Origin of the sequence: Cyclobacterium sp. (assembly GCF_014762705.1) — a bacterium.
Lineage (GTDB): Bacteria > Bacteroidota > Bacteroidia > Cytophagales > Cyclobacteriaceae > Cyclobacterium.
On record NZ_JABURL010000040.1, the window covers coordinates 1 to 26,604 of the forward strand.

At 39.5% G+C, this 26,604-nt stretch carries 24 protein-coding genes; 5 read left to right on the top strand and 19 right to left on the bottom strand.

Going from position 1 to position 26,604, the window contains the following annotated elements; all coding sequences use genetic code 11:
- Positions 1-50: 50 nt before the first annotated feature.
- From HUJ21_RS07320 to HUJ21_RS07390, 15 genes are all read right to left on the bottom strand, one after another.
- Positions 51-914 (bottom strand): glycosyltransferase family 2 protein, encoded by an 864-nt coding sequence (locus HUJ21_RS07320; protein WP_291368310.1) that lies wholly within the window; start codon positions 912-914, stop codon positions 51-53.
- Positions 915-953: 39 nt separating this feature from the next.
- Entirely contained in the window at positions 954-1,619 is a 666-nt protein-coding gene (locus HUJ21_RS07325) for a CatB-related O-acetyltransferase (protein ID WP_291368311.1), read from the bottom strand.
- On the bottom strand, positions 1,603-3,033 hold the full coding sequence (locus tag HUJ21_RS07330) for a hypothetical protein (RefSeq protein WP_291368313.1): 1,431 nt from the start codon (positions 3,031-3,033) through the stop codon (positions 1,603-1,605). Before HUJ21_RS07330 ends, HUJ21_RS07325 begins: the two co-directional genes overlap by 17 nt.
- On the bottom strand, positions 3,017-4,432 hold the full coding sequence (locus HUJ21_RS07335) for a lipopolysaccharide biosynthesis protein (RefSeq protein WP_291368315.1): 1,416 nt from the start codon (positions 4,430-4,432) through the stop codon (positions 3,017-3,019). The genes HUJ21_RS07330 and HUJ21_RS07335 overlap by 17 nt, the downstream gene beginning before the upstream one ends.
- Positions 4,413-5,105, bottom strand: a complete 693-nt coding sequence (locus HUJ21_RS07340) for an acylneuraminate cytidylyltransferase family protein (protein WP_291368317.1) — start codon at positions 5,103-5,105, stop codon at positions 4,413-4,415. Before HUJ21_RS07340 ends, HUJ21_RS07335 begins: the two co-directional genes overlap by 20 nt.
- Positions 5,102-6,148 (bottom strand): nucleotidyltransferase family protein, encoded by a 1,047-nt coding sequence (locus tag HUJ21_RS07345; RefSeq protein ID WP_291368319.1) that lies wholly within the window; start codon positions 6,146-6,148, stop codon positions 5,102-5,104. The genes HUJ21_RS07340 and HUJ21_RS07345 overlap by 4 nt, the downstream gene beginning before the upstream one ends.
- Positions 6,135-7,253 carry a UDP-N-acetylglucosamine 2-epimerase gene (gene neuC / locus HUJ21_RS07350; protein ID WP_291368321.1) on the bottom strand — a complete coding sequence of 373 codons (1,119 nt, stop codon included), beginning with the start codon at positions 7,251-7,253 and terminating at the stop codon, positions 6,135-6,137. Before neuC ends, HUJ21_RS07345 begins: the two co-directional genes overlap by 14 nt.
- Positions 7,254-8,282 (bottom strand): N-acetylneuraminate synthase, encoded by a 1,029-nt coding sequence (neuB, locus tag HUJ21_RS07355; RefSeq protein ID WP_291368323.1) that lies wholly within the window; start codon positions 8,280-8,282, stop codon positions 7,254-7,256.
- A complete protein-coding gene (locus tag HUJ21_RS07360; protein WP_291368325.1) occupies positions 8,279-8,905 on the bottom strand; it encodes an acetyltransferase in 627 nt (208 codons plus the stop codon). Before HUJ21_RS07360 ends, neuB begins: the two co-directional genes overlap by 4 nt.
- Positions 8,892-10,034: a LegC family aminotransferase gene (locus tag HUJ21_RS07365; protein WP_291368327.1), complete on the bottom strand. Its 1,143-nt coding sequence runs from the start codon at positions 10,032-10,034 to the stop codon at positions 8,892-8,894. The genes HUJ21_RS07360 and HUJ21_RS07365 overlap by 14 nt, the downstream gene beginning before the upstream one ends.
- 1 nt (position 10,035) lies before the next feature.
- Positions 10,036-11,223, bottom strand: a complete 1,188-nt coding sequence (locus HUJ21_RS07370) for a UDP-N-acetylglucosamine 4,6-dehydratase (RefSeq protein ID WP_291368329.1) — start codon at positions 11,221-11,223, stop codon at positions 10,036-10,038.
- Positions 11,224-11,484: 261 nt separating this feature from the next.
- Positions 11,485-14,112 (bottom strand): SLBB domain-containing protein, encoded by a 2,628-nt coding sequence (locus HUJ21_RS07375; RefSeq protein ID WP_291368331.1) that lies wholly within the window; start codon positions 14,110-14,112, stop codon positions 11,485-11,487.
- A 349-nt stretch (positions 14,113-14,461) separates the two neighbouring features.
- Positions 14,462-15,601, bottom strand: coding sequence for a GDP-mannose 4,6-dehydratase (gene gmd / locus HUJ21_RS07380; RefSeq protein WP_291368333.1), 1,140 nt, complete (start codon positions 15,599-15,601; stop codon positions 14,462-14,464).
- Positions 15,602-15,636: 35 nt separating this feature from the next.
- On the bottom strand, positions 15,637-16,590 hold the full coding sequence (locus HUJ21_RS07385; protein WP_291368335.1) for a GDP-L-fucose synthase: 954 nt from the start codon (positions 16,588-16,590) through the stop codon (positions 15,637-15,639).
- Between the two features lie 4 nt (positions 16,591-16,594).
- Positions 16,595-17,593 carry a sugar phosphate nucleotidyltransferase gene (locus HUJ21_RS07390; RefSeq protein WP_291368337.1) on the bottom strand — a complete coding sequence of 333 codons (999 nt, stop codon included), beginning with the start codon at positions 17,591-17,593 and terminating at the stop codon, positions 16,595-16,597.
- Positions 17,594-17,975: 382 nt separating this feature from the next.
- Here HUJ21_RS07390 and HUJ21_RS07395 point away from each other — a divergent pair, with 382 nt between their 5' ends.
- Entirely contained in the window at positions 17,976-18,482 is a 507-nt protein-coding gene (locus HUJ21_RS07395) for a UpxY family transcription antiterminator (protein ID WP_291368339.1), read from the top strand.
- Positions 18,483-18,604: 122 nt separating this feature from the next.
- A complete protein-coding gene (locus HUJ21_RS07400) occupies positions 18,605-20,392 on the top strand; it encodes a glycoside hydrolase family 15 protein (RefSeq protein ID WP_291368341.1) in 1,788 nt (595 codons plus the stop codon).
- Here HUJ21_RS07400 and HUJ21_RS07405 read toward each other — a convergent pair.
- Positions 20,382-20,780 carry a hypothetical protein gene (locus HUJ21_RS07405; RefSeq protein WP_291368343.1) on the bottom strand — a complete coding sequence of 133 codons (399 nt, stop codon included), beginning with the start codon at positions 20,778-20,780 and terminating at the stop codon, positions 20,382-20,384. The two genes, HUJ21_RS07400 and HUJ21_RS07405, sit on opposite strands and share 11 nt — an antisense overlap.
- Before the next feature lie 203 nt (positions 20,781-20,983).
- Here HUJ21_RS07405 and ssb point away from each other — a divergent pair, with 203 nt between their 5' ends.
- Positions 20,984-21,334: a single-stranded DNA-binding protein gene (gene ssb / locus HUJ21_RS07410; protein ID WP_166142667.1), complete on the top strand. Its 351-nt coding sequence runs from the start codon at positions 20,984-20,986 to the stop codon at positions 21,332-21,334.
- A gap of 349 nt (positions 21,335-21,683) precedes the next feature.
- Here ssb and HUJ21_RS07415 read toward each other — a convergent pair whose 3' ends face one another.
- Complete coding sequence (locus HUJ21_RS07415) at positions 21,684-22,670, bottom strand: aldo/keto reductase (RefSeq protein ID WP_291368345.1); 987 nt, start codon at positions 22,668-22,670, stop codon at positions 21,684-21,686.
- 84 nt (positions 22,671-22,754) lie between these two features.
- Between HUJ21_RS07415 and HUJ21_RS07420 the strand changes: the two genes are divergently transcribed.
- A complete protein-coding gene (locus HUJ21_RS07420; protein WP_291368347.1) occupies positions 22,755-23,144 on the top strand; it encodes a Dabb family protein in 390 nt (129 codons plus the stop codon).
- A 40-nt stretch (positions 23,145-23,184) separates the two neighbouring features.
- Here HUJ21_RS07420 and hslV read toward each other — a convergent pair whose 3' ends face one another.
- Together hslV and HUJ21_RS07430 are read right to left on the bottom strand one after the other, a co-directional pair.
- A complete protein-coding gene (gene hslV, locus HUJ21_RS07425; protein ID WP_291368349.1) occupies positions 23,185-23,727 on the bottom strand; it encodes an ATP-dependent protease subunit HslV in 543 nt (180 codons plus the stop codon).
- Between the two features lie 93 nt (positions 23,728-23,820).
- The gene (locus tag HUJ21_RS07430) at positions 23,821-25,491 is read right to left on the bottom strand and encodes a pyruvate dehydrogenase complex dihydrolipoamide acetyltransferase (protein ID WP_291368351.1); all 1,671 of its coding nucleotides are present in this window, start codon (positions 25,489-25,491) and stop codon (positions 23,821-23,823) included.
- 122 nt (positions 25,492-25,613) lie between these two features.
- Here HUJ21_RS07430 and HUJ21_RS07435 point away from each other — a divergent pair, with 122 nt between their 5' ends.
- The gene (locus HUJ21_RS07435) at positions 25,614-26,582 is read left to right on the top strand and encodes an alpha/beta fold hydrolase (RefSeq protein WP_291368353.1); all 969 of its coding nucleotides are present in this window, start codon (positions 25,614-25,616) and stop codon (positions 26,580-26,582) included.
- Positions 26,583-26,604: the final 22 nt, after the last annotated feature.

The following is a 26,604-nucleotide window of genomic DNA, read 5'->3' on the forward strand; positions in this document are numbered from 1 at the left end:
AATTAAAAAGTATCCAAAAAATGATAAAATAATTTCTATATAGAATAAAATCACTTTAAGAAAGATATTAAACTTTCATTTAATGTAGGAAAATATTCAAATTTTCTGTATTTCAAAAATAAAAATATACTCCGGATATAGTCTTTCCAAAACAATTTAATCATCAAACTGCGGTACCTATTATCTGTATTCCTATTTAATCTTGTTAAAGCCTTTAATTTTAAATTTTTTGCCTCTACTTCCTGGGAAGTTGAAAGAATTGATTTTATACTATCATCATGCATTCGTCTGAGGCAATGGACCTTATCCAAAACTTTATATTCGCAGCCTGAAAGCAATAGCCTGGAATAAAATTCCCATTCTTGATGCTTATTCAGTTGATCATCAAATAATTTGGATTTCTTATCAAGAAAATCCTTTTTGAATAACGGTCCGGGGGTAAGAAAATAAATCCTGTATTTCAAGAAATCTTCCACTATATTTTCAGAGATACACCGATAATGAGGCGGAACCCATTTGGCCAGAGTTTTAAATTCAGCCATTTTTGAAACTATAAAATCTTTATCTCTGTTTTGTTTAAAAAAACTCACTTTTTCATTCAGCATTTCAGGAAGCATGATATCATCCGAGTCAAAGAACTGAATACAAATACCTGTTGCCTTTAAGAAACCAAAATTCCTACAGGAAGGCGCACCCTTAGGCCAGGACTCAGGTCGCTGATACACTTTAAATCTACCGTCTCTAGCTGCATAAGAATGCAACACCTTTAAACTGTCATCTTGAGATCCATCATCTACCAAAATACACTCCCAAAGCATATAGGTTTGATTTAAAATACTATTCAAAGTATCTGCCAATAGCTTTTCCCTGTTGAAAACAGGAATTATTATTGAAACGGACTCCTTTTCCAACATAAATTAAACTGGTGAAATGATTTCGGCAAACGCATGGAATTAGTGCCTAAAATTAGTAAAAAGCTCCCTGTTGGCTTTAATTTTTTCGAGATCCCAATCCCACCATTTCATTTCAAGAATCTTATCAATGGTTTCTTGGTTAAATCTATATTTTACCACTTTGGCAGGACTGCCTACTGCAATTGCAAAAGCGGGAATAATGCCTTTTACTACACTATTGGCACCAATAATAGCTCCATGACCTATTTTTGCCCCACTTAAAACTACTGTTTTGGTTCCTATCCAGACATCATTACCAATTTCAATATTACCTTTGGAAACAATATCGTCTTCAAATGACCCACCCAAAATATTTTTATTAATAAAATAGGTGGATAAACGATCTGCATGGTGATTATACTCCTGGATAGATACATTTCTTGCGATGCTACAAAAAGACCCAATATGTACTGGAAAAACACCGGATAGAATATCAGTGGAAGGTCCATTTATTGAGGTATATTTACCTATCGTAATTTTAGAATTTCCGCGAATATGAACACCCTTCAATATTTTACAACCCTCAGAAATAAAAACATTACCCGAAATATTCGTTCCTTTTAGGATAGCAGAACGATGAATAAAAGCCCCTTGTGAAATCCTTAAGTCATTAAAATCTCTTACCAATACAACTAATTTCCTAAAAATTTTATGATACCAGCTCATCAATTAAATGTATAAAGTCAGGAAATTCATTCATTCTTTTTTGATTTTTGTCAGTTATTTGTGTAATAGTATTTAAAATTATATCCTTTGAAGGAAATTCGATTCCTATTACCCTACCTGGCTTCAATAAATTTGCAAAGGTACTTATACCTATTTCCTCAAGAATAATTGTTGGGACATCAAGTGAAACACCCTCTATGATAGCGCCAGAAAATTTTGAAATATGAATAGCGGCATGTTTCAAAATAAAAGGTAAAGCTAAATCGTTGGCAAATTTAAAATCAATTTTATCTAAAATTCTTTCAGCTTTTAAAATAGTGACCATTTCACTTTTATCCTGACTCGAAATCCTCGGATGAAGCCGGATCATCCAGAGAAAATCGTCACATGTAGCTTTAATGGCATCTACCAAATAAGGATCTATAGGCGGGTTGATGGGTTGATGGGTAAATAATATGATCGGTTTTTTCTTAGGTATATAAGGGTTTTTGCCAATTTTATTAACATAATACAACCAAGGATTCCCAGATAGTTTTACCTGGTGCCTCGTGCCTCTAGTCCATTCTAAATTTAATAGCCTGGAACTTTCATCCCAACACCAGAATTCATTAGGCAACGAATTGTAGCCTTTGGAAGATATCTTCGCGTAATGATAAGCAGGATGCAATTTGCCTTGCGCACCATGTTGCATATCTATTGATTTTATTCCCAATTCATTTGCAGCTAGGTTCATTCCAAACATTGCGGAAGAATAATAACATAGACCAAATGAAGCCTTTGGTTTAGTCTTTTTGAAAATAAAAATATACAACTTTTTCCATCGGGAAACGGTTTTTAAATTATTGAATAAAGTCGTTAAAAATAACTCTTTATCAAATTTAAATAAATTTACTACAGCTTCGGTAAATTCACTAAAATGAGGTAGATTTTCAATTTTAGATATCTGAATATCTTCATGTTTAAATAACGACAACAAAACATCAATTGGAATTTCACCGCCTTTACTTTGAGAACTGGTGCTATAGCTTAAATTAAGAAAGGAAATATTATTTTCACTTAAATAATTATTTATCGGCTTAAAATATCGGTTAATAAATTCATTCTCGTATAATACTTTATGGCTTGATGCACCAGAAAAAACAATAGGTGTTTTATCAATCTTGAGATTAAACTGCATTTTCTTTGCGATCAAAAAACTTAATATCTTATTACCTATAGATTTAATTTTTTTGTATTTACTTCGGTTTTTATTATTATTTATACTGCTAAATTTATCTTCATGAAGTAAAAAATAAATTTGTTTTTTGAATAATGGCCATACATGAATGCCATTAATCTCCCAAATATCAACCGGGAATTTTTGTTCCAACAAATTAATTTGTTCTATAGCAAAAAGTCTATTTTCGTAATTCATTTATCTTGGATTTAAAAAAATAAAAAAGAAAGAGTAGTGTCAACAAAATAAAAAATGAAATAATCAATTTAATCTCAATGGTAAAATCAACCAGATAATATGCCAAACCTGTTAATAAAATTGTACTCAATAACCATCTAAACGGATAGTATTCTGCGGTATTAATGGTTCTAAAAATTTTGAGAAAAAATCCAATATATCCCATAAACATCAAGGATACAAATGTTGTGAATGCCGCAATTTCAAAACCATACAATGGAATAAGTAAAAAATTGGATATCAGATTGATTACACCTGCAGAAAAAGAAACTTTCCAAAGAACATTCGTATTTTCAGTATAAAAAAGCTTATTGTTAGCTCCCATATACATAGGTCGGTAATTATAACTCATTATTATAATAATACCCAGAGCGTACATATTTGCCAGTGTTTCATTTCGGATCAGGAAGGCAAAGATTTCCCTTAACCATATGCAGCAAAAAAAGGTGCCAAACAAAAAGAGTATCTGAAGCACAAAGACCAGGTTTCTTGCCCCTAAATCATCTCCTTTTTTGTACTTTTCCATCATCATGGGGCCTACTGCATATCCGCTGGCAACACCTATTTGCTGAGCGATATTTCCTATAGAGTAAGCAACATTATATTTACCGATATCACCGGTAGAAACATTTAAAAGGTCCATGACCATCTTGTCGGAGCTGTTTAGTAAATATCCAGAATAGAAATGTGGAACTGTAGGTAGGCTTACCTTAAGACTATTTTTTATCCTTTTCCATTTGAAATTAAAAATTGGCTTGATTCCTAGTTGTATATTCATGGGATACCAGTAAGAAAAATTTGAAATGACTCCAACCAAAAAAGTAGACCAGAACCAGCCCATATATCCCATTTTCAAATACGAAATAAAGTAGAGATTTAGACAAACTCCAACCAAACCAAGGATTGCTGTGCGGACACCTACCTGTAGTGGCTTTTGATTGATCTGGTAGTAAGTATTGCCAATCGTCGCTATTGGTCCGAATAAAATAAAAGGACCAATGTTCAAAAGCATAATCACCATGCGGTTTTCGCTGGCCTGTTCTGGCACCACCAAATAAATTAAAAATCCGAGGATTGCAGCATAAAAAAAATTCCAAAGAATTAAAAACCCATAAATCTGCCTCCAGGCCCATTTATAATGTCCTCGTGATTTATAAAACAAATTAATTAAAACAACTCTTAATCCCAAAACCGCAAGCACAGAGATAGCAGTAGTATAAGCGGTCATTATGCCCGCGACTCCAAAATCTAAATCTGTCAAATCCTGCGTGATTATAGGCAAAACAAAAATCTGGGCAATTTTTGCAACCTGAGGTGCCAAACCATAAATCGCTGTATGACTAAAAAGCTTCCTTATCACTCAGCACTAATTCTGCAATTTTCCAATCCATTTTTGAATCAATATCGATCGAACTTTTTTCATCCATTACATATTTCTTGACCCTTGTAAATTCACCAATATTCCTTTTTTTTAATGCCTCAACAGAAATAATGTAAATGGCTCCATTTAATTCGTATACTTTAGGACACTCCTGCCTGGTTCGAAAATTTCCTTCTTTTGACTTTACCAACCAGCCATCCCGGTTTTCTTCCCTGAGAATATAATATGGATTTGCGTGGGTTTCTTTAACCGAAACCACCATCTCGCAACTATTAGAAAATTGATTTAAAGCCTCTTTTATGTGTTGTCCGGTTCTAAATGGAGAAGTGGGTTGAAGCACAATTAAGGTGTCTGGAAAATACTTCTGGTTCTTTTCAAAAAAGTTAACCGAATGAATAAGAACCTCATAGGTGCCTGCCGTATCACCCGCTAGCTCTAACGGCCTATAAAACGGCACATTCAACCCTGACTTTTCCACCACTTCCCTAATTTCCTCATCTTCCGTAGAAACGCAGATCACCTCATCAGAAAAAACCTCCCTTGCAGCTTCAATTGTATAATTAATTAAGGGTTTGCCCAGAAGTGGCAAAATATTCTTCCTGGGGACTCCCTTTGATCCTCCTCTGGCCGGAATAACTACCAATGGTTTCAAAATTTAATATGCTTAATGTCTAGCTGTGCTTTTTTATAATCTTCGTGTTTACCAATATCCAGCCAATAGCCCACTAACGGATAAGCGACTACCTTCTTACCCGCTTTGATCAAATCTTCCATTAGATCGGTTGCATTGTAGGGCTGATTGTTAGGGATATGGTCAATTACTTCTCGTTTCATTAGATAAATTCCGGCATTTGAGTAATGTGTGTAAGTAGGTTTTTCTTTAAACCCGGTAACCAAACTTCCGCTCGTCTCCATCACTGCATAGGGCACATTTACCTGATAGGGAATGCAGGCTACCACAAAGTCGGCTTCCTGCTCTTCAAAAAAAAGAAACAAATCTTCAAAATTAATATCCGTAAGTAAATCTGAATTCATCAATAAAACATGGTCATGGATTAGATTTTTTGCTAATGATAGGGATCCGGCCGTTCCCAATGCTTTACTTTCCACAACATAGTTTATCCGCAAGGCCTTGTCTCTTCCATCTTCAAAATACTGCATTATCTGTTGACCCAAATACCGAACAGAAATCCAAATGTCATCAATACCAAAACTATTTAACCTATCGATGTTATGCTCTATTATTGGTTTTTCACCAACCAACAACAAAGGCTTTGGAACCTTATCAGTCAATGGCTTTAATCGCTCACCACGTCCTCCAGCCATAATCAATGCATCTATTGGAAGATAGGATTTCTGGTGCTGAAAATTGACTACATTGATGATTTGCATGGAAGCATTGACAACTGGGAAAATAGTGAAGAATTTTTTCCGAAGCGCTATAATTTCACGAAGATGATATTTCCCCTGTTGAATAAATTTCGGATTTGGTTGTATAAATTTTTTTAGATGATCTTCAAATCCCAAACCATCTATAAATCCTCGTCTCAAGTCACCATCAGTAAGTGAGCCAATTAATTTCTCCTTATCATCTACCAAAAAAAGAATGGCATCAGATGCCAACTTATCCAACATTTTAAGTGCTTCCTTCACTCCAATATTAATGTTTGCAATATGTCTTTCAAACGGACGCATAATATTCTTTTATTGCAGTGAGGATTTTAGCAGATGAATGGGGTTGGTAATAAATATTCTCGCCGATAAATTCTTTTCCAAGATATTTTTCAACCGAACCGATAATCTTTTTTGCATCAAACGGGAGGTGAACAACATTCTCGCCACAAAATCGCCCTTTTTGCCGCTCACCAAGATTAAGTACATACTTGTTAAATGATGCTGCCTCAATTATCCCGCTTGATGTATTCCCTATCAATAATTTGACATGTTTCATACAGGTGAAATAAGCTTGCGTACCAAAGTTTTCAACAATCCTGATACCTGGATTTTCTTTAGCCAGTCGCATAAAACTATTCCGGAAAATCAATCCGGCCGTATCAGCATTGGGCATGGTTATAATAATTTGCAGTTTTTTTGACAAGGCTTTTAGTGCAATTACAATTTCATCGCAAAATGCTTGATTCCTGTCGTAAGCTACTGTTTCCGGATGTACGGTGACCAGAATACTATCTAAACGCAAATCGATATCCCATTTGGCATTGAATTCCTCATAAGAAAGGAGACGAACATGTATTAAATTCTCCAGACTCAGTGATCCAACATGATATACATTCGGATGTTTAAATCCAAATAATTGGTGAATCCTCTGTGCAAATACAGCGGTAGAGACAAAATGAAATTTGCTGCACAGGGAAATAGAATGTCTGTAAACTGTATCGATCGCCCCCAAAGTGGTCTCCCCGCCGTGCAGGTGAGCTATCGGGATTTGAAAAGGAACACTAGCCGCCACCGCTGCTGCCATCTCAAATCGATCACCCAGAACAAACACTAGATCAAATTGGTCATGAAAATAATACCAAAAATCGGCAAATTTTTGGGCGGTAAGTGCATAGGATGTAGCCACGCCATTCGGGCTGTCAGATGTCAGGAGTGATTCCAATCTATATGGCACTTCAAAACCATCATTTAAAATGTCACCGATCGTATAACCATGATACTTAGACAAATGTGTTCCAAAGGCAATAATTTTTAAGGACAATTCATTATCTTGTTTAATCGCCTTAAGTAAAGGCAAATAAATACCATAATCAGCCCGTGAACTTGTCAATACAGCAATCCTCATCTACTCAAAATCATTTACAGATAGTTTGGTCCCGGAACACATGTCGGATTTTAGCTTCTTCCCTATTACTTCGTCTATAAGCATTGGGGAAATCCCATCTCCTGGTCTCAAAGAAATCAAATCATCCATTTCAAGTTTAATCCCCCGATGTATATCTTTGGTCAGATGCAGACTCTTTCTGGCAATCAACCTGTTTTTAGTTTCACTCTTGCTTGGTTCTTTTACACCACTTCCCGATATAGCCAGTTCAATGTTCCTTATGGCTTTTACCATTGCATTGAGTTCTCCGGGCTCTAAAGATGCGGCATGGTCTGGTCCGGGTAATTTCCTACTCAGGGTAAAATGTTTTTCAATCACAGATGCACCCAGGGCAACAGCTGCTATAGGCACCTCGATCCCAAGAGTATGATCTGAATAACCTACCTTTACTCCACATTCCTTAGCGATTTGTTGCATTGCAAACAGGTTTACATCTTCCATAGGAGTGGGATACTCTGTATTGCAATGCAGAACAGTGACATGATCTTTGGACGTCCCTGCAGCTTCTATTACTTCCAGAGCTGCTTTAACTTCCTCTAAATCTGCCATACCTGTAGACAATAAAATATCTCTCCTTTTCCTGGCAATATGCTGTAAATAAGGCTTATTGGTAATTTCACCTGACGGAACCTTATAAAATGGAATTTCAAACCCGTCTAAAAAATCTATGCTATCGGAATCAAAACCTGTTGACAAAAATTTAATTCCTTTTTCTTTACAATGATTGAGTAAAACAGGATACCAACCGTCAGCCATTTCCAACTTTTTAAGCATGGAATACTGCGTACTTTCCTCACCGCCCATATTGTTAAGCTGGTAATCTGCTTTCTTGGCTTCAGCGCTGACAATTTTATCTGCTTTAAATGTTTGGAATTTTACATAATCCGCTCCGGAATTCGCTGCCGCATCAATTAGCTGTAAGGCTCTCTCCAAATCCCCATTGTGATTGACTCCAGCTTCTGCAATAATAAGAACACTTTCTCTTTTCATATTTTCCTCACCGGATTTCCAAACCAAATTCCATTTTTCGTGATATTTTTCGTGACCACTGAACCTGCCCCTATCAATGCACCCCCAACAACCGAATTGTTTTCTCTTACGACCGAATTTGCTCCAATAAAACTTCCGTTGCCAATTTTAACATTTCCACACAAAACGGCTCCAGGCGCAATATGAACGAAGTCTCCTAATTTGCATTCGTGTTCTACAATGCTTCCAGAATTCAAAATTACTCCCCCTCCTATAATCGATTGCGCATTGACTAACACGCCCTTGCCAACATAGGTAGAAACACCAAGCGTGGCTGTACTAGAAACAACGGCACTGGGATCTTTTAATACAAATTGTTTCAAAGCGAAACTATTGAAAAAATCAATCAGATTTTCCCGGATTGAATTATCCCCTATCGATGGAAAGACCAATCGATCCCCTACAATACATCTTACATCTACCTCCTTTTCAAATCCAAAGTAGGGCAAATTGTAGGGATTGAATTCAGCTTCAGCCTTATCAAAGTATCCTGCAATAGCATACCCTGCATCCAATAGGGACTCAATGATGACATATGCATGTCCGGAATAACCGAATAAAAAAACTTTTTTAGCTTCTGACACTGCTGGGGATATTCACTATTCTTTCCTCTAAAAATTCCGCATTTTTCTGCTCATCTTTAAAACAATGCGAAAACATAGGTAAACGGTACATGAGCTGCCATATAGGACGGGTCATTATTTTTGCCTCGTTCGTTGTTTTTAAAAACGCATTGCGTTGCGCTGAGTTTTCCAACTCCACACACATTAACCAGTAGTTGGCTTTTGTATGGTTCAATTCGGTTCTAAATCTGATGCCTTCGTCAGCAAAAAAGTTGATATATTCCTCCGCCAGTTGTCTTTTATTTTGCAGAAATTCTCCAAGTTGTTCTAACTGTGCACATACCAGGGCCGCATTCAGGTTAGGCATGCGATAATTATACCCAATATGATCGTGGACGTATTCATACGGGTGTGGCACTTTAGCTGTCGTAGTAAGATGCTTTCCAAATGTCGCCAACTTCTCATTTTGAGTTACAATCATTCCGCCCCCACCACTAGTGACAATTTTGTTCCCATTAAAAGAAAAAACGCCCAGGTTCCCTAAGGAACCTGTATGTCTTCCTTTGTATAAACTTCCCAGAGATTCCGCAGCATCCTCCACAATCGGGATCCGCCACTCTTTACAGACCACCAGAAGCTCCTCCATATGAACGGGGAAACCAAAGGTATGCATGGGAATACAAGCACTAATTCTCTTACCTGTTTTTTTATTGTAAGTACCATCTGCTCTCAATTCTCCATATTCCTCCAAAAATCGAGATACGGCATTTGGAGATAATCCCATTGTGTCGTAATCAACATCCAAAAAGACTGGTTCTGCCCCCGCGTAATGGATAGCATTGGCCGTAGCAACAAAAGTAAGCGCCTGAGTCAATATTTCGTTTCCTCTTTCAACACCAACAAGTTTTAGTGCAATATGCAAGCCCGATGTGCCATTGACTACAGCTATAGCTTTTCTAGTATCCGTTATCTCAGCCATTATCTGTTCTGCCTGGTCGACATACTTTCCTACTGAGGAAACAAAGGTGGAATCAAGCGTATCATTTACATACCTGTGCTCATTACCGTTAAACACGGGTACATGAAGGGGCACAAAATCGCTGGTGTCGAATATGCTCCTGATAAAATTTATTACCCGATTATACTCCATTTCACATTTTTGAATCCAGATATTTACCTGTCTCTTTGTGGGCAAACCCAGGTAATAAATCTTGAAACAATCTGACCAGATCCCCTTTTTCCCATCTACCAGTTTCAGTGAATTTTTTAATTGATTGCAAAAAATCATCAAGCGAACTATCATAATAGGAAAGTTGACTTTTTATCACTCCCAAATTTTCAAACCGCTGCATATCCAGTATCTCATCATTCATGAAGAACTCTTCAAAATCTTTTTCACCGGTAGTATCGCTAATAGAAAAGTAACATGGCCATTTGCCCTTAGCTGGCAAAGAACTGGCCAGGCTTCTGGCCTCTTCTTCACTATTGCACTCATAGACTTCATAACCCAACATCCTTAAATACCTTTCTGCAACCTCTGCAAAGGTAATCAAGTGCAGATGTTCACTCAACTTCGGAAAAAAAATATCCTTATTATCTCCCAGAAGACATGACATTAAACATAGCTCCCCTGACTCCTGAGGGGTAACAAAATAACGCTTGATATCTTTTGGTGCTACTAATGGCTGCCTTTTTAAGATCCGTTGGTTAAACCCATGCAGTAAGGAACCATCAGAAAACGCCACATTGGCAAATCTTGCAGTTGAAATCGACAAACTCAGGCTTTCACGCATTAAAAATAACTCCATGATCCGCTTGGAAGCTCCCATCATGTTAACTGGATTAGCCGCTTTATCTGTTGAAACACAAAAGTATTTTTTCGCACCTATTAGTTTGGCCTGCCTGATGGTTTTAATGGTGTTTAAAATATTTACTTCGATCATCCTCATCAAGGTAAAAGGATCCTTTTCGCTTCGGACATGTTTGAGGGCAGAAAGATTTAAAATATAGTCATAGTTACCATCGGACTCGAAAAAAGCGTCATAAATAGGCGAGCCAATATCCAGCGCAAATGTTTTAAACTCTCCATTAATATACCCCATAGAGCTCCTTATATCCCTGACAAGTTCTACCAGATTATTTTCGCTGATATCCAGAACGTGCAATTTTTGGGGCGACCGCTTGAATATTTCTTTAGTAACTGCCTGTCCTATAGAACCGGCACCCCCAATAATCAAGAATCGTCCATTGCGCACCTTTTCAGATAACTCTTTATCAAATGAAGCGATATCCCCTTCAAAAAGATTTTTGTTTCTGCCAATTAAGTTAAGTATGTCCATCTAGTACAAATTTATGCCGATTGGTATACTCCATTACATTTATATCATCCTACCCGGCAGTTTTTTCCCATAGGGAAAATCCAGTAGTCCCAGTATAAAAATCCCTTTCTCCAAAAAACATGATTCCAGGAATAGTTAACAAATCTTTTGAAACAATATTCCACTTCTATATCACTATTTTCCCCCAGTCAGACCTGACAGCCCCTGCATAGGTATTTGATGTTCGAACCAGTAGGCGACTATTCAGTCCTGCCTGATTTCCTATCTTCTAACCCTGTCGATCAAAATGACCAATGTAGCCAAGCTTGATGCCATGCCAATCCATGCCTGTACAGACATAGGTTCTCTTTCAGGCTTTCTAGGGACAATTATTTCCGCACCCGGTTCCAACTTTGGAAAAAAACTAAAAAACAAAAAACTGTTGGTCCTTTGTACATCCCCATTGGCATACACCACATAAGAACGGGATTTTCTCGCCGATTCGCTAAAGCCTCCGGCTCTTGAAATATAATTCCTGAAACTCCGGCCAACATCATATCTTGCCGTAGTGGGATACAATACCTCCCCCCTCATTCTTACCGTCTGCAGCTCTTTGGGTATGCTGATGATATCACCTTCCTGTAATATCAAGTCATATTTTGAGCCTGGCAGTTGGAGGATTTTATCCAATTCAATGCCAATCAATTCTGTATTCCTGGTGGCTACTTCCATCACAGAACTGTCTGCTCCTTCTAGAAACTGGTACTTGTCTTCCGAAAAACTTTCTACCTCTTCGCTACCTGATCTTCTTTTATTTCTTTCTTCACTGAGAAGTGCAACTCTTTCTTCCAGTCTTTTCATCAATTCTTTTTCGGATTCGGTATTTTCAACATTTTCATCCCTCTCCAAGTTTTTCAATAAGGACTCAAGTTGCTCCAGGGTCAACACTTCTTCCTCCTTGGTATTGAAAAACTCTGTCCTTCGGATTAAAGTCGCTCCTTTGGGGTAGGCAAATTGATTCAAACCACCTGCCCGGTCCAACACGTCGGATATCCTTTCATCTCTTTTTTCAAGGGCATATTCCCCGGGATAAAAAACTTCTCCCTCTACCTCCACAACTTTTTCCCGCTGAAAACCGGGTCTTTCCCGAACAAATACATGATCGAAGGGCTGTAAGGTAATATTCTTTTCTTCCTCGCTTATTTTCAGATTCGGATCTATGGATATATTAATGATTTGAGCAATATCTCCAGTAACATTTGCTTTGACCCTTCTGGCAATTTCTATATTTGAACTGGTAGCGGATTCTTTAAACCCCTTGGCTTTGGCAATCAGATCTCCCACCGTCATTCCTTCAGCAAACTGATAAACCCCTGTACGGTTTACCTCTCCTGAAATTTGTACGTGGTACTCCTCTTTGAGATCATAAATACTGGGAACATTCAGGATATCTTCTCGTTGTAATTTGACATCGGGCGCTTCACCTGAAAGTATGGCACTTAAGTTTAGCGTAATGATTTCCATGGTAAAATCAGGATTGGTCCTGTACAAAGAAACCCGCTCAGAAAAAGCATCCCCCCGAAGCCCACCGGCCATTTCCAACAATGATTTTAAGGTCATCTCATCTTCTATCGCAAATTCACCCGGCCGGAAAACCGCCCCCGAAACCTGGGCCCTATTTTCATACCGCTCCAAGATTGATCCTACAGTAAAAAAATCACCATCCTTGACAGCGAAAGTTTCAAAATTATTTTTATAAACATTTTCTATGCGCATTTCCTTGTCTGTGGTCCGTCTAACGGTCAGCAGTTCCCGGTAAGCATCGCTTTTAAACCCACCCGCAAATAAAACCAAATCATTGATGCTTTCACCAGGTTTGATTTCAAAAATTCCTGGTCTTCTCACCGGCCCCTCAACTTCTACTCTGGTGCGCACGGGGGGGACAATCACCACATCATTGTCTTGCAATATGATATTTCCTTCCTGACTTCCTTCCACCAAAAAGGCATAAATATCCACTTCACCTACCAATCTGTTGTCCCTGTACACCTGAATGTTTCTAAATGAACCGTTTTCGTTTGGACCACCAGCCTGGTACAATGCATTGAAAACGTTGGCAAAGGAGGGCATTGTATAGCTGCCAGGAATCCTCAATTCTCCTGCCATGGTCACCTGTATACTGCGGATATTGCCTACCCTGACTTGCAGGAAAGTATTTGGGTTGGGCCCTCCCAATCCAGAATAAATCTGTTGCAATGAATTATTTAACCTGGACCTTACCGATTGTATCGTTGCACCCCCTACATTGATTGGACCAATATTTGGAATAAATACCGTACCTTCAGGAGATACCGTAAGGTCCAGAGATTGCTGAGATGCTCCGAAAACGTCTACTAACAATTGATCTCCAGTGCCTAAAATATAATTATCAGGCGTAGGGAGATTTAAGTTTGGATTAAAATTAAGTTCCTTATTATGAAATAAAGTAAAACCAAAAATCTTCTTTTGTTTTGGACTCAGGTCATAGTATGGATCTGCCTTCCTTAAGGAATCAAAAACATTGGTTTGTTCAACCCTATTATCGGTAACCTGTCTTTGGGCTTGTCCCTGATTTTGTTTTCCTTTTGTTCCTTCAACATTTCCCGATTTGAGCATCTGAATGCGCTGAGTAAGTTTGCTTATTTCAGCTGCTGGCATTCCTTTTTCCCTTGCCATGGCTTGAAGTTGAGCCTCATTCATGCCGGAAGATTCCGCCCTTCTGATCAGTTGTTCTATTTGGGCATCAGAAAGCTCATCCACTTTAAGGTTTTGGATATCCTGCAATGATTGACCATAAGACATTAACCCAAAACACATGAGGGAAACAAAAAGAATAAATTTTAAGTTATGAAGTAAGATTCTGATCAGCATTTAAGTACCGGTGGTTATTGATGAAACTGCAATCAAATAAAATTTTTTGAAGAAAACCTTAAAAAAAATTAAAGCTTCGCCTCCTCAGTTACAATAAGTAAAAGAGCTTTGAAGTTTTGAATAACCTTTATGATCAACAAAAAGGGGAAATTGTCAATTATTCGCACAAAAGTAAGCAATACCAGCGGAATAACATAAGATGAATTTTTTGAATGGGTCTCTGTAAACAGGGAAAACAAAATTAAATTAGGAATAATAGTTGACCGCCAATTTAAATCAAAAAAGTTATGCGCAAAATATCATTATTTTGCACATAACTATATTATTTGCCTAATTGGTAAAAATTATTTTACTCGGCCTGATTCAGCACCTTATGCCCACCTTTCATCAAATGGATATCGCGCTTGAATAAGCCCACATCGGAGAGTACCATGTCCTCTACCAACATTTTAAGGTCGTATTTTGGTTTCCATCCCAATTTGGTCATGGCTTTGGTCGGATCTCCGATCAACAACTCAACCTCTGTAGGCCGGAAATAGGCAGGGTCAATCTTCACCAAGACATCTCCCTTTTTTATCTTGAAATGGGAAGTGCCTAAAACATCGAAAGCTTTTTCCTTGTCGATTTCTTCCAGTATTCCTTTTTCATTCAAACCTTCCCCTTCAAACTTCAACTTAAACCCAACCTCATCAAAGGCCATCTTGATGAAATCCCGGACCTTGGTGGTTACCCCGGTAGCGATGACATAATCCTCCGGCACCTCCTGCTGCAAAATTCTCCACATGGCATCCACGTAATCTTTGGCATGACCCCAATCCCTTTTGGCATCCAGGTTACCCATGTACAGATCTTTTTGCAATCCCAAAGCTATCTTGGCCACCGCCCTGCTTATTTTTCTGGTTACAAAGGTCTCCCCTCTTAAAGGAGATTCGTGATTGAACAAAATGCCATTACAGGCATACATACCATAAGCCTCCCGGTAGTTTACCGTAATCCAGTACCCATACAATTTGGCCACTGCATAGGGAGACCTGGGATAAAATGGCGTCGTTTCAGACTGGGGAACAGCCTGAACCAATCCGTAAAGCTCGGAGGTGGATGCCTGATAGATTTTGGTCTTTTTCTCCATGCCCAATAACCTGACCGCTTCCAGGATCCTCAATGTTCCCACCCCGTCGGCATTGGCTGTATATTCCGGTGTATCAAAACTTACCTTTACATGGCTCATTGCCGCAAGGTTATAAATCTCATCAGGCTTAGTCTCCTGAATGATCCGGGTTAAATTCATGGAGTCTGTCATATCCCCGTAATGCAAAAACAAACGCTTGTTATCATCGTGTGGATCCTGGTACAGGTGGTCTATCCTGTCTGTATTAAATAACGAGGCTCTTCTTTTGATACCATGTACAATATATCCTTTGGATAATAAAAGCTCCGCAAGATAAGCTCCATCCTGCCCGGTAATCCCTGTTATTAACGCCGTTTTCATAAATGATTTTTTTTTTAATTGCCGATAAAAATATATTACAACTTAACCTGTTTGATTTGATCAATATTTTTCAGGAACCACTGGTAGGTATCCTGAATACCTTTTTCTAACGTTATTTTAGCTTTCCAGCCTGCCCCGGTCATTTTGCTCACATCCATCAATTTTCTGGGGGTTCCATCCGGTTTGCTGCTGTCCCATATAATTTCTCCCTGGTGTCCGGTGACCTGCTGGATCAACGCTGCAAGAGATTTGATGGTCAAATCCTCGCCCGTACCTACATTGTACAAATTGTCTTCAAATGTATGCTCCATGGCAAATACTACGGCTTCTGCCATATCATCCACATGCAAAAACTCCCGCATAGGAGTTCCGCTGCCCCATAACTTGACAGGCTGGTTACCATCGATTTTTGCTTCATGAAATTTTCTGATCATTGCCGGAAGCACATGAGAGGTCTCCAGGTCAAAATTATCAAATGGTCCATAAAGATTGGTGGGCATCAGGCTCACAAAATCTTTGCCGTACTGTTGCCTGATGGCCTCGCAGGCTTTTACCCCTGCTATTTTGGCCAGGGCATACCACTGGTTAGTCGGCTCCAGTGATGCGGTAAGCAGCATGTCTTCCTTAAGCGGCTGAGGAGCCAGTTTGGGATATATACAGGAGCTCCCCAGAAAAATAAATTTCTCTACTCCGGCCTGAAGTGAAAAATCAATCAGGTTGTTTTGGATGAGTAGATTTTCCATCAGGAACTGATAGGGGTAGTTGTTGTTGGCAAGGATACCACCAACCCTTGCAGCAGCATCAATGACTATCTCAGGTTTTTCTTTCTCAAAAAAACTTTTAACACTGGATTGGTTTTTCAAATCCAGTTCCCTACTGCTCAAGCCAATTAAATTTTGGTAACCTTTTTGCTTAAGTGCCCTGAAAATGGCAGCGCCAACCATGCCATTGTGACCTGCAACATATATTTTGGTCTGCTTTTGTATCATTTGCTTAGTTTAATAAACCAGGGTTTTCGTTTTCCAATCTCTCATACACTTTTTTTACTTCCTGTGCATTATCCTTGTTCAGCACCAATATGGCATCCGAAGTTTCTACCAATACCACATGCTGCAGCCCAACAAATTCCACATGCTTGTCAGCTGTTCCGAGCGCCAGGTTATTCCCCCTTCGTTCCTTACTGCCTGGTTGAAAATAATCGTAAAGAGCTTCAAAAGACCCCATATCAGACCAGGTAAAGGAGGAGGGCACCACCTTGATTTTGTCTGATTTTTCCATCACGGCATAGTCTACACTAATGGAAGGAATTGCCATACTCAACTCTAATGGCAGAAAGCCATCCTTTGCATTTTCCAAGGCCACCTTTGACTTTTCAAGCACCTCAGGTTCATACTTTTGAAGTTCATCCAAATAAGTGCCTGCCGTAAAACAAAACATGCCGCTGTTCCAAAGAAAATTGCCTTTGTCCAAAAATTCTTTCGCCCGGAACACATCCGGTTTTTCCCTGAAACCCAGCACCTCATTGCCCTTGTGTTCAATGTATCCAAATCCGGTTTCCGGCTTGGTAGGGATCAAACCAAAGGTGACAAGGGAACCTTTTCGAGCCATTTCTATGGCTTGTTTCAGTGAATTTTGATATTTTTCTTCATCTCCTATCAGGTGGTCGGAAGGGGTAACCAACAATACAGCATCTGAAGGGACGGACAAAGCCGCAAAAGCTATGGCAGCAGCGGTATTTCTGGGGGCAGCTTCCACCAATTCAAGATAGTCTGAGACATCCATTTTCTCCAGGATATCCCTGGAAAGCTTGTAATTATCCACCCCGCCGACTACCATCACCTGGTTACAAATGCCTGCATTTCTTTTAACGGTTTTCTGAAAAAGTGATTGATTTTCAAAAATGGGAAGGTATTGCTTTGGCTTGCTTTTACGTGAAAGCGGCCAAAGTCGGCTACCGACTCCTCCCGATAAAACTACATTAACAATTTTCATGATTTTGTTTTTTCGCTGTTCCAGTACAAAAATAAAACCATACTATTCTGTTTGATCCACAAAAGAATAATATGTTAAAATGGTATGTGTTTTCGCCAAACACAAAACTGATTGTTGTTATAAAAGAATTAAATTATTGCTATTGTGACAGTTAGACTTTTATTTCGATTTCTTATAAAAGATAAGCCAAAAGTAAATAAAAAAATCAAAAGGGTAAAGAATTATTTTAAAACCATTTTTAACTATTTAAAAAACATAAAAATATATTTCAAATATTAAAAACCCATTAGTGGTTGAAAACATGGGAAAATTCCAAAAACAAGAGTTGACGGTTGCCCAAATTATTCGGTAATTTCGGGTTTAAAACCTGTAAATCTGTATTATGACAGAAAAATATAATTGGTATGTGATGTATACTGCTCCAAGAGCGGAAAAAAAGGTAGCCCAAAGACTGAAAGAAAAAGGTACCGAAGTGTATCTCCCGATTATAGAAGAACTAAGGCAATGGAGTGATCGAAAGAAGAAAGTGCAGCGACCACTTTTCAATGGATATTTATTTGTTTATACCAGTAAGGAAAGGCTCTGGGAGGCTTTACAAATCAGTGGTGCGGTAAAATTTATTAATTTTTCCGGCGAACATGCAGTGGTGCACCAAAATGAAATTGACACCATACGACGGATCATTGAAACAGGGGTGGCAGTGGAAGTAGATACTGATGATATTGATACAGGTGAACAAGTAAAGATTTTAGGTGGTGCCTTGCAGGGGTTTCAGGGAGAGTGTATCCAAAAATCCAATCAGGATTATTTCATAATTCGTATACCAAGTATCAATCAAAGCATGCTGGTAAAAGTCTCCCGCAAATTTTTAGAGGTTATAAGGCAATAAAGGTATCATTTTATTATTATCAACTCTTAATTTTAATAACTTCGCAAATTAATTGCCCTTTCTTTTTATTATTTCCAAGAGAATGGCGCATGCTTTATTCATAGACTTTAACCTGCTTTTGAATGGAAAAACATACATATGGCACCGGCCTCATAGGTAATTGCAGTTACATTGCCCATATCGAGAAAAACACGAATATCAGTTGGTTGTGTTTGCCCCGTTTTGATAGTGATTTTCTATTTGGGAGCATGCTGGACAAGGAAAAGGGTGGTGAGTTTACTGTCTTGCCGCAAAATGGAGGATTCACCTCCCGCCAGGCTTACAAGGAAAACACTAATATACTGGAAACCTCCGTCGAAACATCTGCAGGTGAAATGTATAAGGTAACCGATTTTGCCCCGCGGTTTTTAAATTTCGACCGGTATTTCAAACCCACAATGTTGGTAAGAAAGATAGAGCCCTTAAAAGGAGAACCCAAAATCAAAATAAACTGTCAGCCAGTAGCCAATTACGGAAAAACAAAATTGACCCCTACACCAGGCAGTAATCATATTCAGTTTGCCGGGCGGGATCAACAGGTAAGGTTAACAACCAATTGCTCCATCACCTATATCATGGAGGAACAGGAATTCAGACTACAAAGGACCATTTACCTGGTGCTTACCTATGGAAATCCTATGGAAGCTCCCATCGAAAGTACCATGGAAAAATTCCTGAATGCCACTTGCCAATATTGGCGCGACTGGGTGAAATCTACCAGTATCCCGAATTTCTATCAAAAACTAGTGGTGCGTTCCTCGCTTGTGCTAAAAATCCACCAATACGAAGATACCGGCGGGATCATAGCTGCCTCCACCTCCAGCCTTCCAGAATCGCCGGGCTCTACCAGAAATTGGGATTACAGGTATTGCTGGATGAGGGATGCCTATTATACGCTCAATGTATTTAACCATTTGGGTCATTTTGAGGAATTGGAGCGGTATTTTGAATTTATACAAAACCTGCCAGTTGATGAAAAAGGCAGGTACCAACCACTTTACTCCATCACAGGCTCCTCCAAATTACCTGAAACGGTTGCCGACTTACATGGCTATATGGGCAATAAGCCGGTACGTTTTGGTAATCAAGCTTACACACATATCCAAAATGACTTATATGGCCAGGTATTGGTTAGCTTGTTGCCACTTTATGCAGACAAAAGGTTTATCGAATCGGAAAAAAGCCATAGCAAGCCCTTCATTAATAATCTATTGCAAAAAATAGAGGAAACAATGGACGAAAAAGACGCAGGCTTGTGGGAATTCAGAAATTTAAAACAGGAGCATTGCTATACTTTTCTTTTTCATTGGGCAGGTGCCAGTGCCGCTGTAAAAATGGCAGACCGGCTGTCTGATTTGGAGATGAAAAATAAAGCAGTTGAATTAAAAAACAAAGCCATAAAGAAAATAGAGGCTTGCTACATACCGGAAAGAAAGGCTTACGCCCAGGCGATAGGAACCAAAAACATGGATGCCAGCACCTTACAATTGATCACCATGGGTTATTTCGGCAATGATATTGAAAGCGCCAACAATCACCTTAAAGCCCTGGAAGAAGATTTACTGGCCAAGGATTTCTTGTTTTACCGTTACAAGCACCTGGATGATTTCGGTGAACCTGAAACTACCTTTCTGATCTGTGCCTTTTGGTACATTGAAGCTCTGGCCTGTGTAAACCGACTTGATGAAGCTATGGAAGGTTTTGAAACGTTGAGCAAATACTGTAACCACCTCAATTTGTTTTCTGAGGATGTCGACCAACACACCGGTAGTCAATGGGGCAACTTCCCTCAAACCTACAGCCATGTTGGTTTGCTCAATGCTGCCTACAGGATAGACAAAAAACTGGATAAACCCAATTTTATGATTTAACAAACGGGGACCGTTCGCGTTTTTCTTCCTTGTTTCTCACTACAAGGATCCAATCCTGATCAAGTTTTAAATAGCCGTAATCGTAACAATACGCATACACATTGCCTTTTTTATTGGTGTAGGTATGGGTGCAGTACCTGAATTGAAAACCCATTTCAAGCATGTTGCCCCGGAGGGTTTTGGCAGTATCCTCGGTGTCGGGTAATATATTTGCCAGGATATTCCTGTTTCTCTTCAGGGCATTGTTGATGTTTCGGATCAGTCTGTTACTTCCAGATTTCATCTGATTGTTGTAACTGTTTCTGCAATAGTCATCACAAAATTTTTTATCCACCCTACCAAACAAAGGCTTTCCACAGCTTACACATTTTTTAGGTTGTACTGGCATAAAAGTCCTTTTAAAGTAAAAATTAAGCATAATATATATAAAAAAAGTCATTTAACAAATGAAACTACCCGTTTGTAACCGTTTACAAACATTTACAAACGGTTTTAAACGAAAAAAACCCGAATAATTTTTGCCCCTATCCCCAATTTTGTCCTGTTCCAATTCGGAAAACATACACATTCTTAACTTAAACAATTCACGTCATGAACGCTATTAAAAACAAAGTACAATTGATCGGGAGACTGGGTGCAAAAGCAGAATTTAAAACAGTCAATGGGAACACGCCTATGGTAAGATTGAATCTTGCCACCAATGAATCCTACAAAAACAATAAAGGGGAGAAAATTGAAGAAACCTACTGGCACAGTATCGTTGCCTTTGGGAAGCCGGCAGAAATCATACACAAATACACCGACAAAGGTTCGGAAATCTGCATTCAGGGAAAATTGGTGAGCAGATCCTATGAGAACAAAGAAGGGATTAAAAAATACATCACTGAAGTTCAGGTCAATGAGGTTTTACTCATGGGAGAAAAATCAGCAGCCAAAGCCTGAAGGCCTTGTTATTTTTAAAATCTGCTTTTTTAGGTTAAACTCATTTTTTATCCGATTAGTCCGGTGGAGTTTGGGTGGCTCCACCGGATTTTTCCTGTTAGCCGAATTACAATTCGGCAATATCTCATTTTCAAGACTCACTTATTTTAAAAAAATATCAAAATAAAGGGGTGAATTTTTTAAATAGCTCAATTTTTTGATTTTTCCCCCAGCACTGTTTGAAAATTTAGATTAATTAATTTAATTTTAATCCAATGAATTTCAGGTGTTTACCTGTATATCATTGTTTTATTTTGGGTTTATTGTTTATTGACTAAAGCTATGAAAGTATGTTTTCATGGCTTTTTTATTACCACTGAGGGTGAATTTCAGCTTTGAAATATTTATCATAGATATCCCGAACAGCAGCCATTTCCTCATTTGTCAAGGGAGCTATTGATGCAGCCTTCACATTGGCCATTACCTGCTCTGGTTTTGAAGCGCCGGGAATTACTGTGGAGACTTCTTCAAACATCAAAACCCATCGGATTGCCAGGGCCGCCAGTGGAGCCCGGTCTCCGAATAGCTGCTTCAGCTCCCTTACAGCCTCAACGCCGCGATCCAAATCTATACCCGAAAACGTTTCTCCTTTATCAAATGCTTCTCCATTTCTGTTGAAATTTCTGTGGTCTTCAGGATGAAAAGTGGTGTCCCCATCAATTTTTCCGGACAACAATCCACTTGCCAATGGCACCCTGACAATGATACCGCAATCTTTTGACCGGGCCTGTCCAAAAAATTTTTCTGAGGGTTTGGGCCGGAACATATTAAAAATCACCTGTACCGTAGTCACATTTTGGTAGTCCAGGGCAAGCAAGGCTTCTTCTACTTTTTCGACACTCACCCCCATATTTTTTATCTTCCCTTCCTTTTTGAGGTTTTCAAAAAGGCCAAAAATTTCAGGCCTGTGATATACTTCCGTGGGAGGGCAGTGCAATTGTATCAGATCAATGGTGTCCAGCTTCATGTTTCTCAGACTGCCCTCCACATAACCCCTCAATACTTTCGGAGTATACCCCTCTGAAACATGAGGCTGAATTTGCCGGCCACATTTGGTAGCCACAAAAACTTCTTCCTTTCGCTCCCGGATGATCTTTCCGACAGCTGCCTCACTCATTCCTGCATCGTAAACATCCGCTGTATCAATAAAATTTATCCCCTGATCTATGGCTTCATGGATAATGCCTGAGGCCACTTTATCGTCAAAGGAGCCTCCCCAGCCTCCTCCTACCTGCCAGGTACCCAACGATACTTCTGAAACATTCAGTCCGGTTTTTCCAAGTTTTCTGTATTTCATTTTAAGTCCTTTCTTTTCTTAATTTTTAAACTATTAATATTTATCTTTAATCTCTTAAACGATTTTCCATTAAATGAAACGATAATGCTCAACAGAAGAAAATTCATGGCCTCCCTGACTGCTTTGGGATTTGGAGCATTTATTTCACATCAAACCAACGCTAAAACCCACGCAAACATGATTGTACACCAAGTGTTTTTCTGGCTTCATGATCCGGCTAAAGATCTTAAAACGGTCATGGATGGCTGCAAGAAAATTGCCCAAACCAAAAGTGTGAAAGACTACAAAGTCGGAGTTCCTGCCGATACCCAACGAAGGGAAGTAGTAGATCATAGTTTTCACATATCTCTGACCGTCTATTTTGACAGCCTTGGTGATCACGATCTTTATCAGACCGATCCTGTTCATTTACAGTTTGTGGAGGACCACAAAGACAAATGGTCTCAGGTCAAAGTATATGACTTTGAGGTATAAATAGAAAAGGCCTTCAAAGATAAGATTTGAAGGCCTTTTCTTATTCACTTACCCTTTCAATGATTAGGTTGTGGTTGGTATAAATACAGATATCCGCAGCAATGGTAAGGCTTTCTTTGACCATTTCCTCCGCACTGAGTTGAGGGGCGTATTTTTTTAGGGCTCTGGCGGCTGACTGTGCATACATGCTTCCTGAACCAATGGTGGCAATACCTAAATCAGGTTCTATTACATCCCCAGTACCTGAAATAATCAACACATCTGTAATATCGGCAATGATCATCATAGCCTCCAGTTTGCTTAGCATCCTGTCTGTACGCCATTCCTTGGCCAATTCCACTGCCGCCCGCTTCATGTTATTGCTGTACTTTCCTAATTTCTCTTCGAATTTTTCTAAAAGTGTAAAAGCATCAGCGGTAGAACCGGCAAACCCGGTGACGATCTTCCCTCCCTGCAATTTCCTGATTTTATTTACGCTGCTCTTTGCAACGGTATTCCCCAAAGTAGCCTGGCCATCTGCACCGATAGCTACCTGCCCTTGGTGGCTGATGGCTACTACTGTGGTTGATTTGAGTTTTTCCATGATTCTTTTTTTGATAATTGTTTTCAATAACCGTACTAAAAACAAAAAGCCCTATTTCTAGGACTTTTTGACATTATCTAATTTTTTCCTTTGTCAGATAAGAAGCCTGACCGGATCTTCCAAAAGTTGTTTTACTGTCTGCAGGAAGGCCGAACCTATGGCTCCATCTACTACCCGGTGGTCACAGGAAAGGGTCACTTTCATCAGGTTCCCTATTTTGATTTCCCCATCTTTTACAATTGGAGTTTGCTTGATACCTCCTATGGCCAGGATACAGGCGTCTGGAGGATTGATTATAGCAGTAAACTCATCTATTCCAAACATGCCCAGATTTGAAACCGTGAAGGTATTACCCTCCCAGTCCTTGGGCTGTAGCTCCTTATTCTTGGCCTTTCCTGCCAGGGACTTGGCTTCCTGGGATATCTGAGAAAGACTTTTGCTGTCCGTAAACCTGATCACAGGGACCAGTAGTCCTTCATCCACTGCCACTGCCATGCCGATATGTACATGGTCATTGTACCTGATCTTGTCGCCCATCCAGGCCGAATTCACGTTGGGATGTTGCTTTAAAGCGGCGGCAACAGCTTTTATCACCATGTCATTAAATGATATTTTCACCGGAGCCACCTCATTCATGCTCTTCCTTGCTTCAATAGCTTTATCCATGTTGATTTCCATGGTAAGGTAAAAATGAGGTGCAGTGAATTTGCTCTCTGCAAGCCGTTTGGCAATCACCTTTCTCATCTGGGAAACCTTTTCTTCTCTGAAAGACTCCTGCCCAACTGCAGGACTGGCAGCCATTGCTCCGGAGGATTTATCCGCAGAAGCCACCTTCGAGGGATCGAAACTTTCAATATCCTTCTTAATAATTCTGCCCCCGTCACCGGAGCCTTTTACCAGAGAGATGTCAATCCCTTTGTCCTTGGCCATTTTCTTGGCCAAAGGGGAAGCCTTTATTCTTCCATTTGAACTTGATGAGGCGGTACTACCCGTCTCTTGCTCCGGTTTGGCTTTTTCTTCCTTCTCAGGGCTTTTTTCTTTTGGCGCATCTGTCTCCTCTGTGCTTTCCGTGGCCGAACCGGAAGAAGCCTCTTGTTTGTGAGCTTCAAGTAATTTCTTGTAATCGGCACCTTTCTCCCCAATAATGGCGATGACCCCATTTACTTCCACTGCATCTCCTTCTTCGACTCCGATATACAGAAGAGTACCGTCTTCATACGACTCCAGCTCCATGGTAGCTTTGTCCGTTTCAACCTCAGCCAGAACATCACCTGATTTTACTTCGTCTCCTTCCTTTTTCAACCAACTGGCAATGGTCCCTTCCTGCATGGTGTCACTCATTTTAGGCATGGTGATCAAGGTGGCATTGATATCGGAAGTATCTATTTTTTCGCTTTTCGTCTCGGATTTTTTCTCGGTCGATTCCTGTTTTTCTGCCGACTGTTTTTCTTTAGACGCAGTTTCTTTTGAAGACTCACCGTCTCCACCAGACTTAATTTCTTTGAGCAAATCATCTATGTTTTCGCCCTTTTCTCCCAAAATGGCTATGACCCCATTCACCGGTACGGCATCCTTTTCGTCTACTCCAATATGAAGCAATACACCCTCATCATAAGACTCCAATTCCATGGTGGCCTTGTCCGTCTCAACCTCTGCAAGAATATCTCCGGGCTTTACTTCATCTCCTACCTTTTTTAACCATTGTGCGATCACCCCTTCTTCCATGGTGTCGCTCATTTTGGGCATTCGTATTATTTCGGCCATAAGTTATATTATTCGAATTCATGTTTTCAGCAATCCAAAAATAGTTCTTAAAATATGTTTATTCAAATTTAATAATAGTATTTTCACGTAGGAAAGGAATCTGGAATGCATTTAGCGAAAAAATGCCCGTACTGAAAAATTCAAATTACAACCCCCACCAACTACTATACAATGGTCACATGCAGACCATTATTCCTGCTCTCTTCAGAGAAAAACACCCTTTAAGGTTTGAAAGAGAAAGAATTAACACAACAGATGGTGATTTTCTGGACCTGGATTGGTTGAAGCAGGGCAGCACAAACCTGATCATAATCAGCCATGGTTTGGAAGGCAATAGTCAGCGGCCCTACATGACGGGCATGGCGGGTATTTTTTTTGATTCAGGATACGACGTATTGAACTGGAATTACAGGGGGTGTAGTGGCAGCCCCAACCTCAAACCTTTTTTTTACCATTCCGGAGCTACCTATGACCTGGAGGAGGTGGTTTGCCATGCTTCAGGTAAATACAAATCCATTTATTTGGTTGGGTTTAGCCTGGGGGGTAACCTCACGCTCAAATACCTGGCAGAAAAAAATTGGCCCTGCCAAAAAAACATAAAGAAAGCCGTGGCCATTTCTGTTCCCCTTGACCTAAGTGCCTCTTGCGATAAAATAGATCATTTTAGGAATAAAGTATATGCCTATAATTTTCTGCTCTCATTAAAGAAAAAGGTACGGAAAAAGGCCCTTGCTTTTCCGGAAATAATTTCAGACTTTCCCTTGCGATCCATTTCCACCCTAAGGGCATTTGATGATGCATTTACCGCTCCCCTGCATGGGTTTAAAAATGCAGGGGATTATTACGAAAAAAATGCATCCCTCTATTTTCTGGAAGCCATAAAGGTACCCTGCATGATTTTAAATGCCATGAATGATCCATTTCTTGGCAAAACTTGTTATCCCAGAGAAATTGGTGAACGCTCGGAAAAGATTTATATGGAATTCCCAAATCAGGGGGGCCATGTTGGTTTTAGTCCGAGATCAAAAGCAGAAAGGTACTGGTCTGAATCCAGGGCTCTTGAATTTATCCAAAACGAAAACTATCTTTAAATTACATCATCACCCGAAGCCG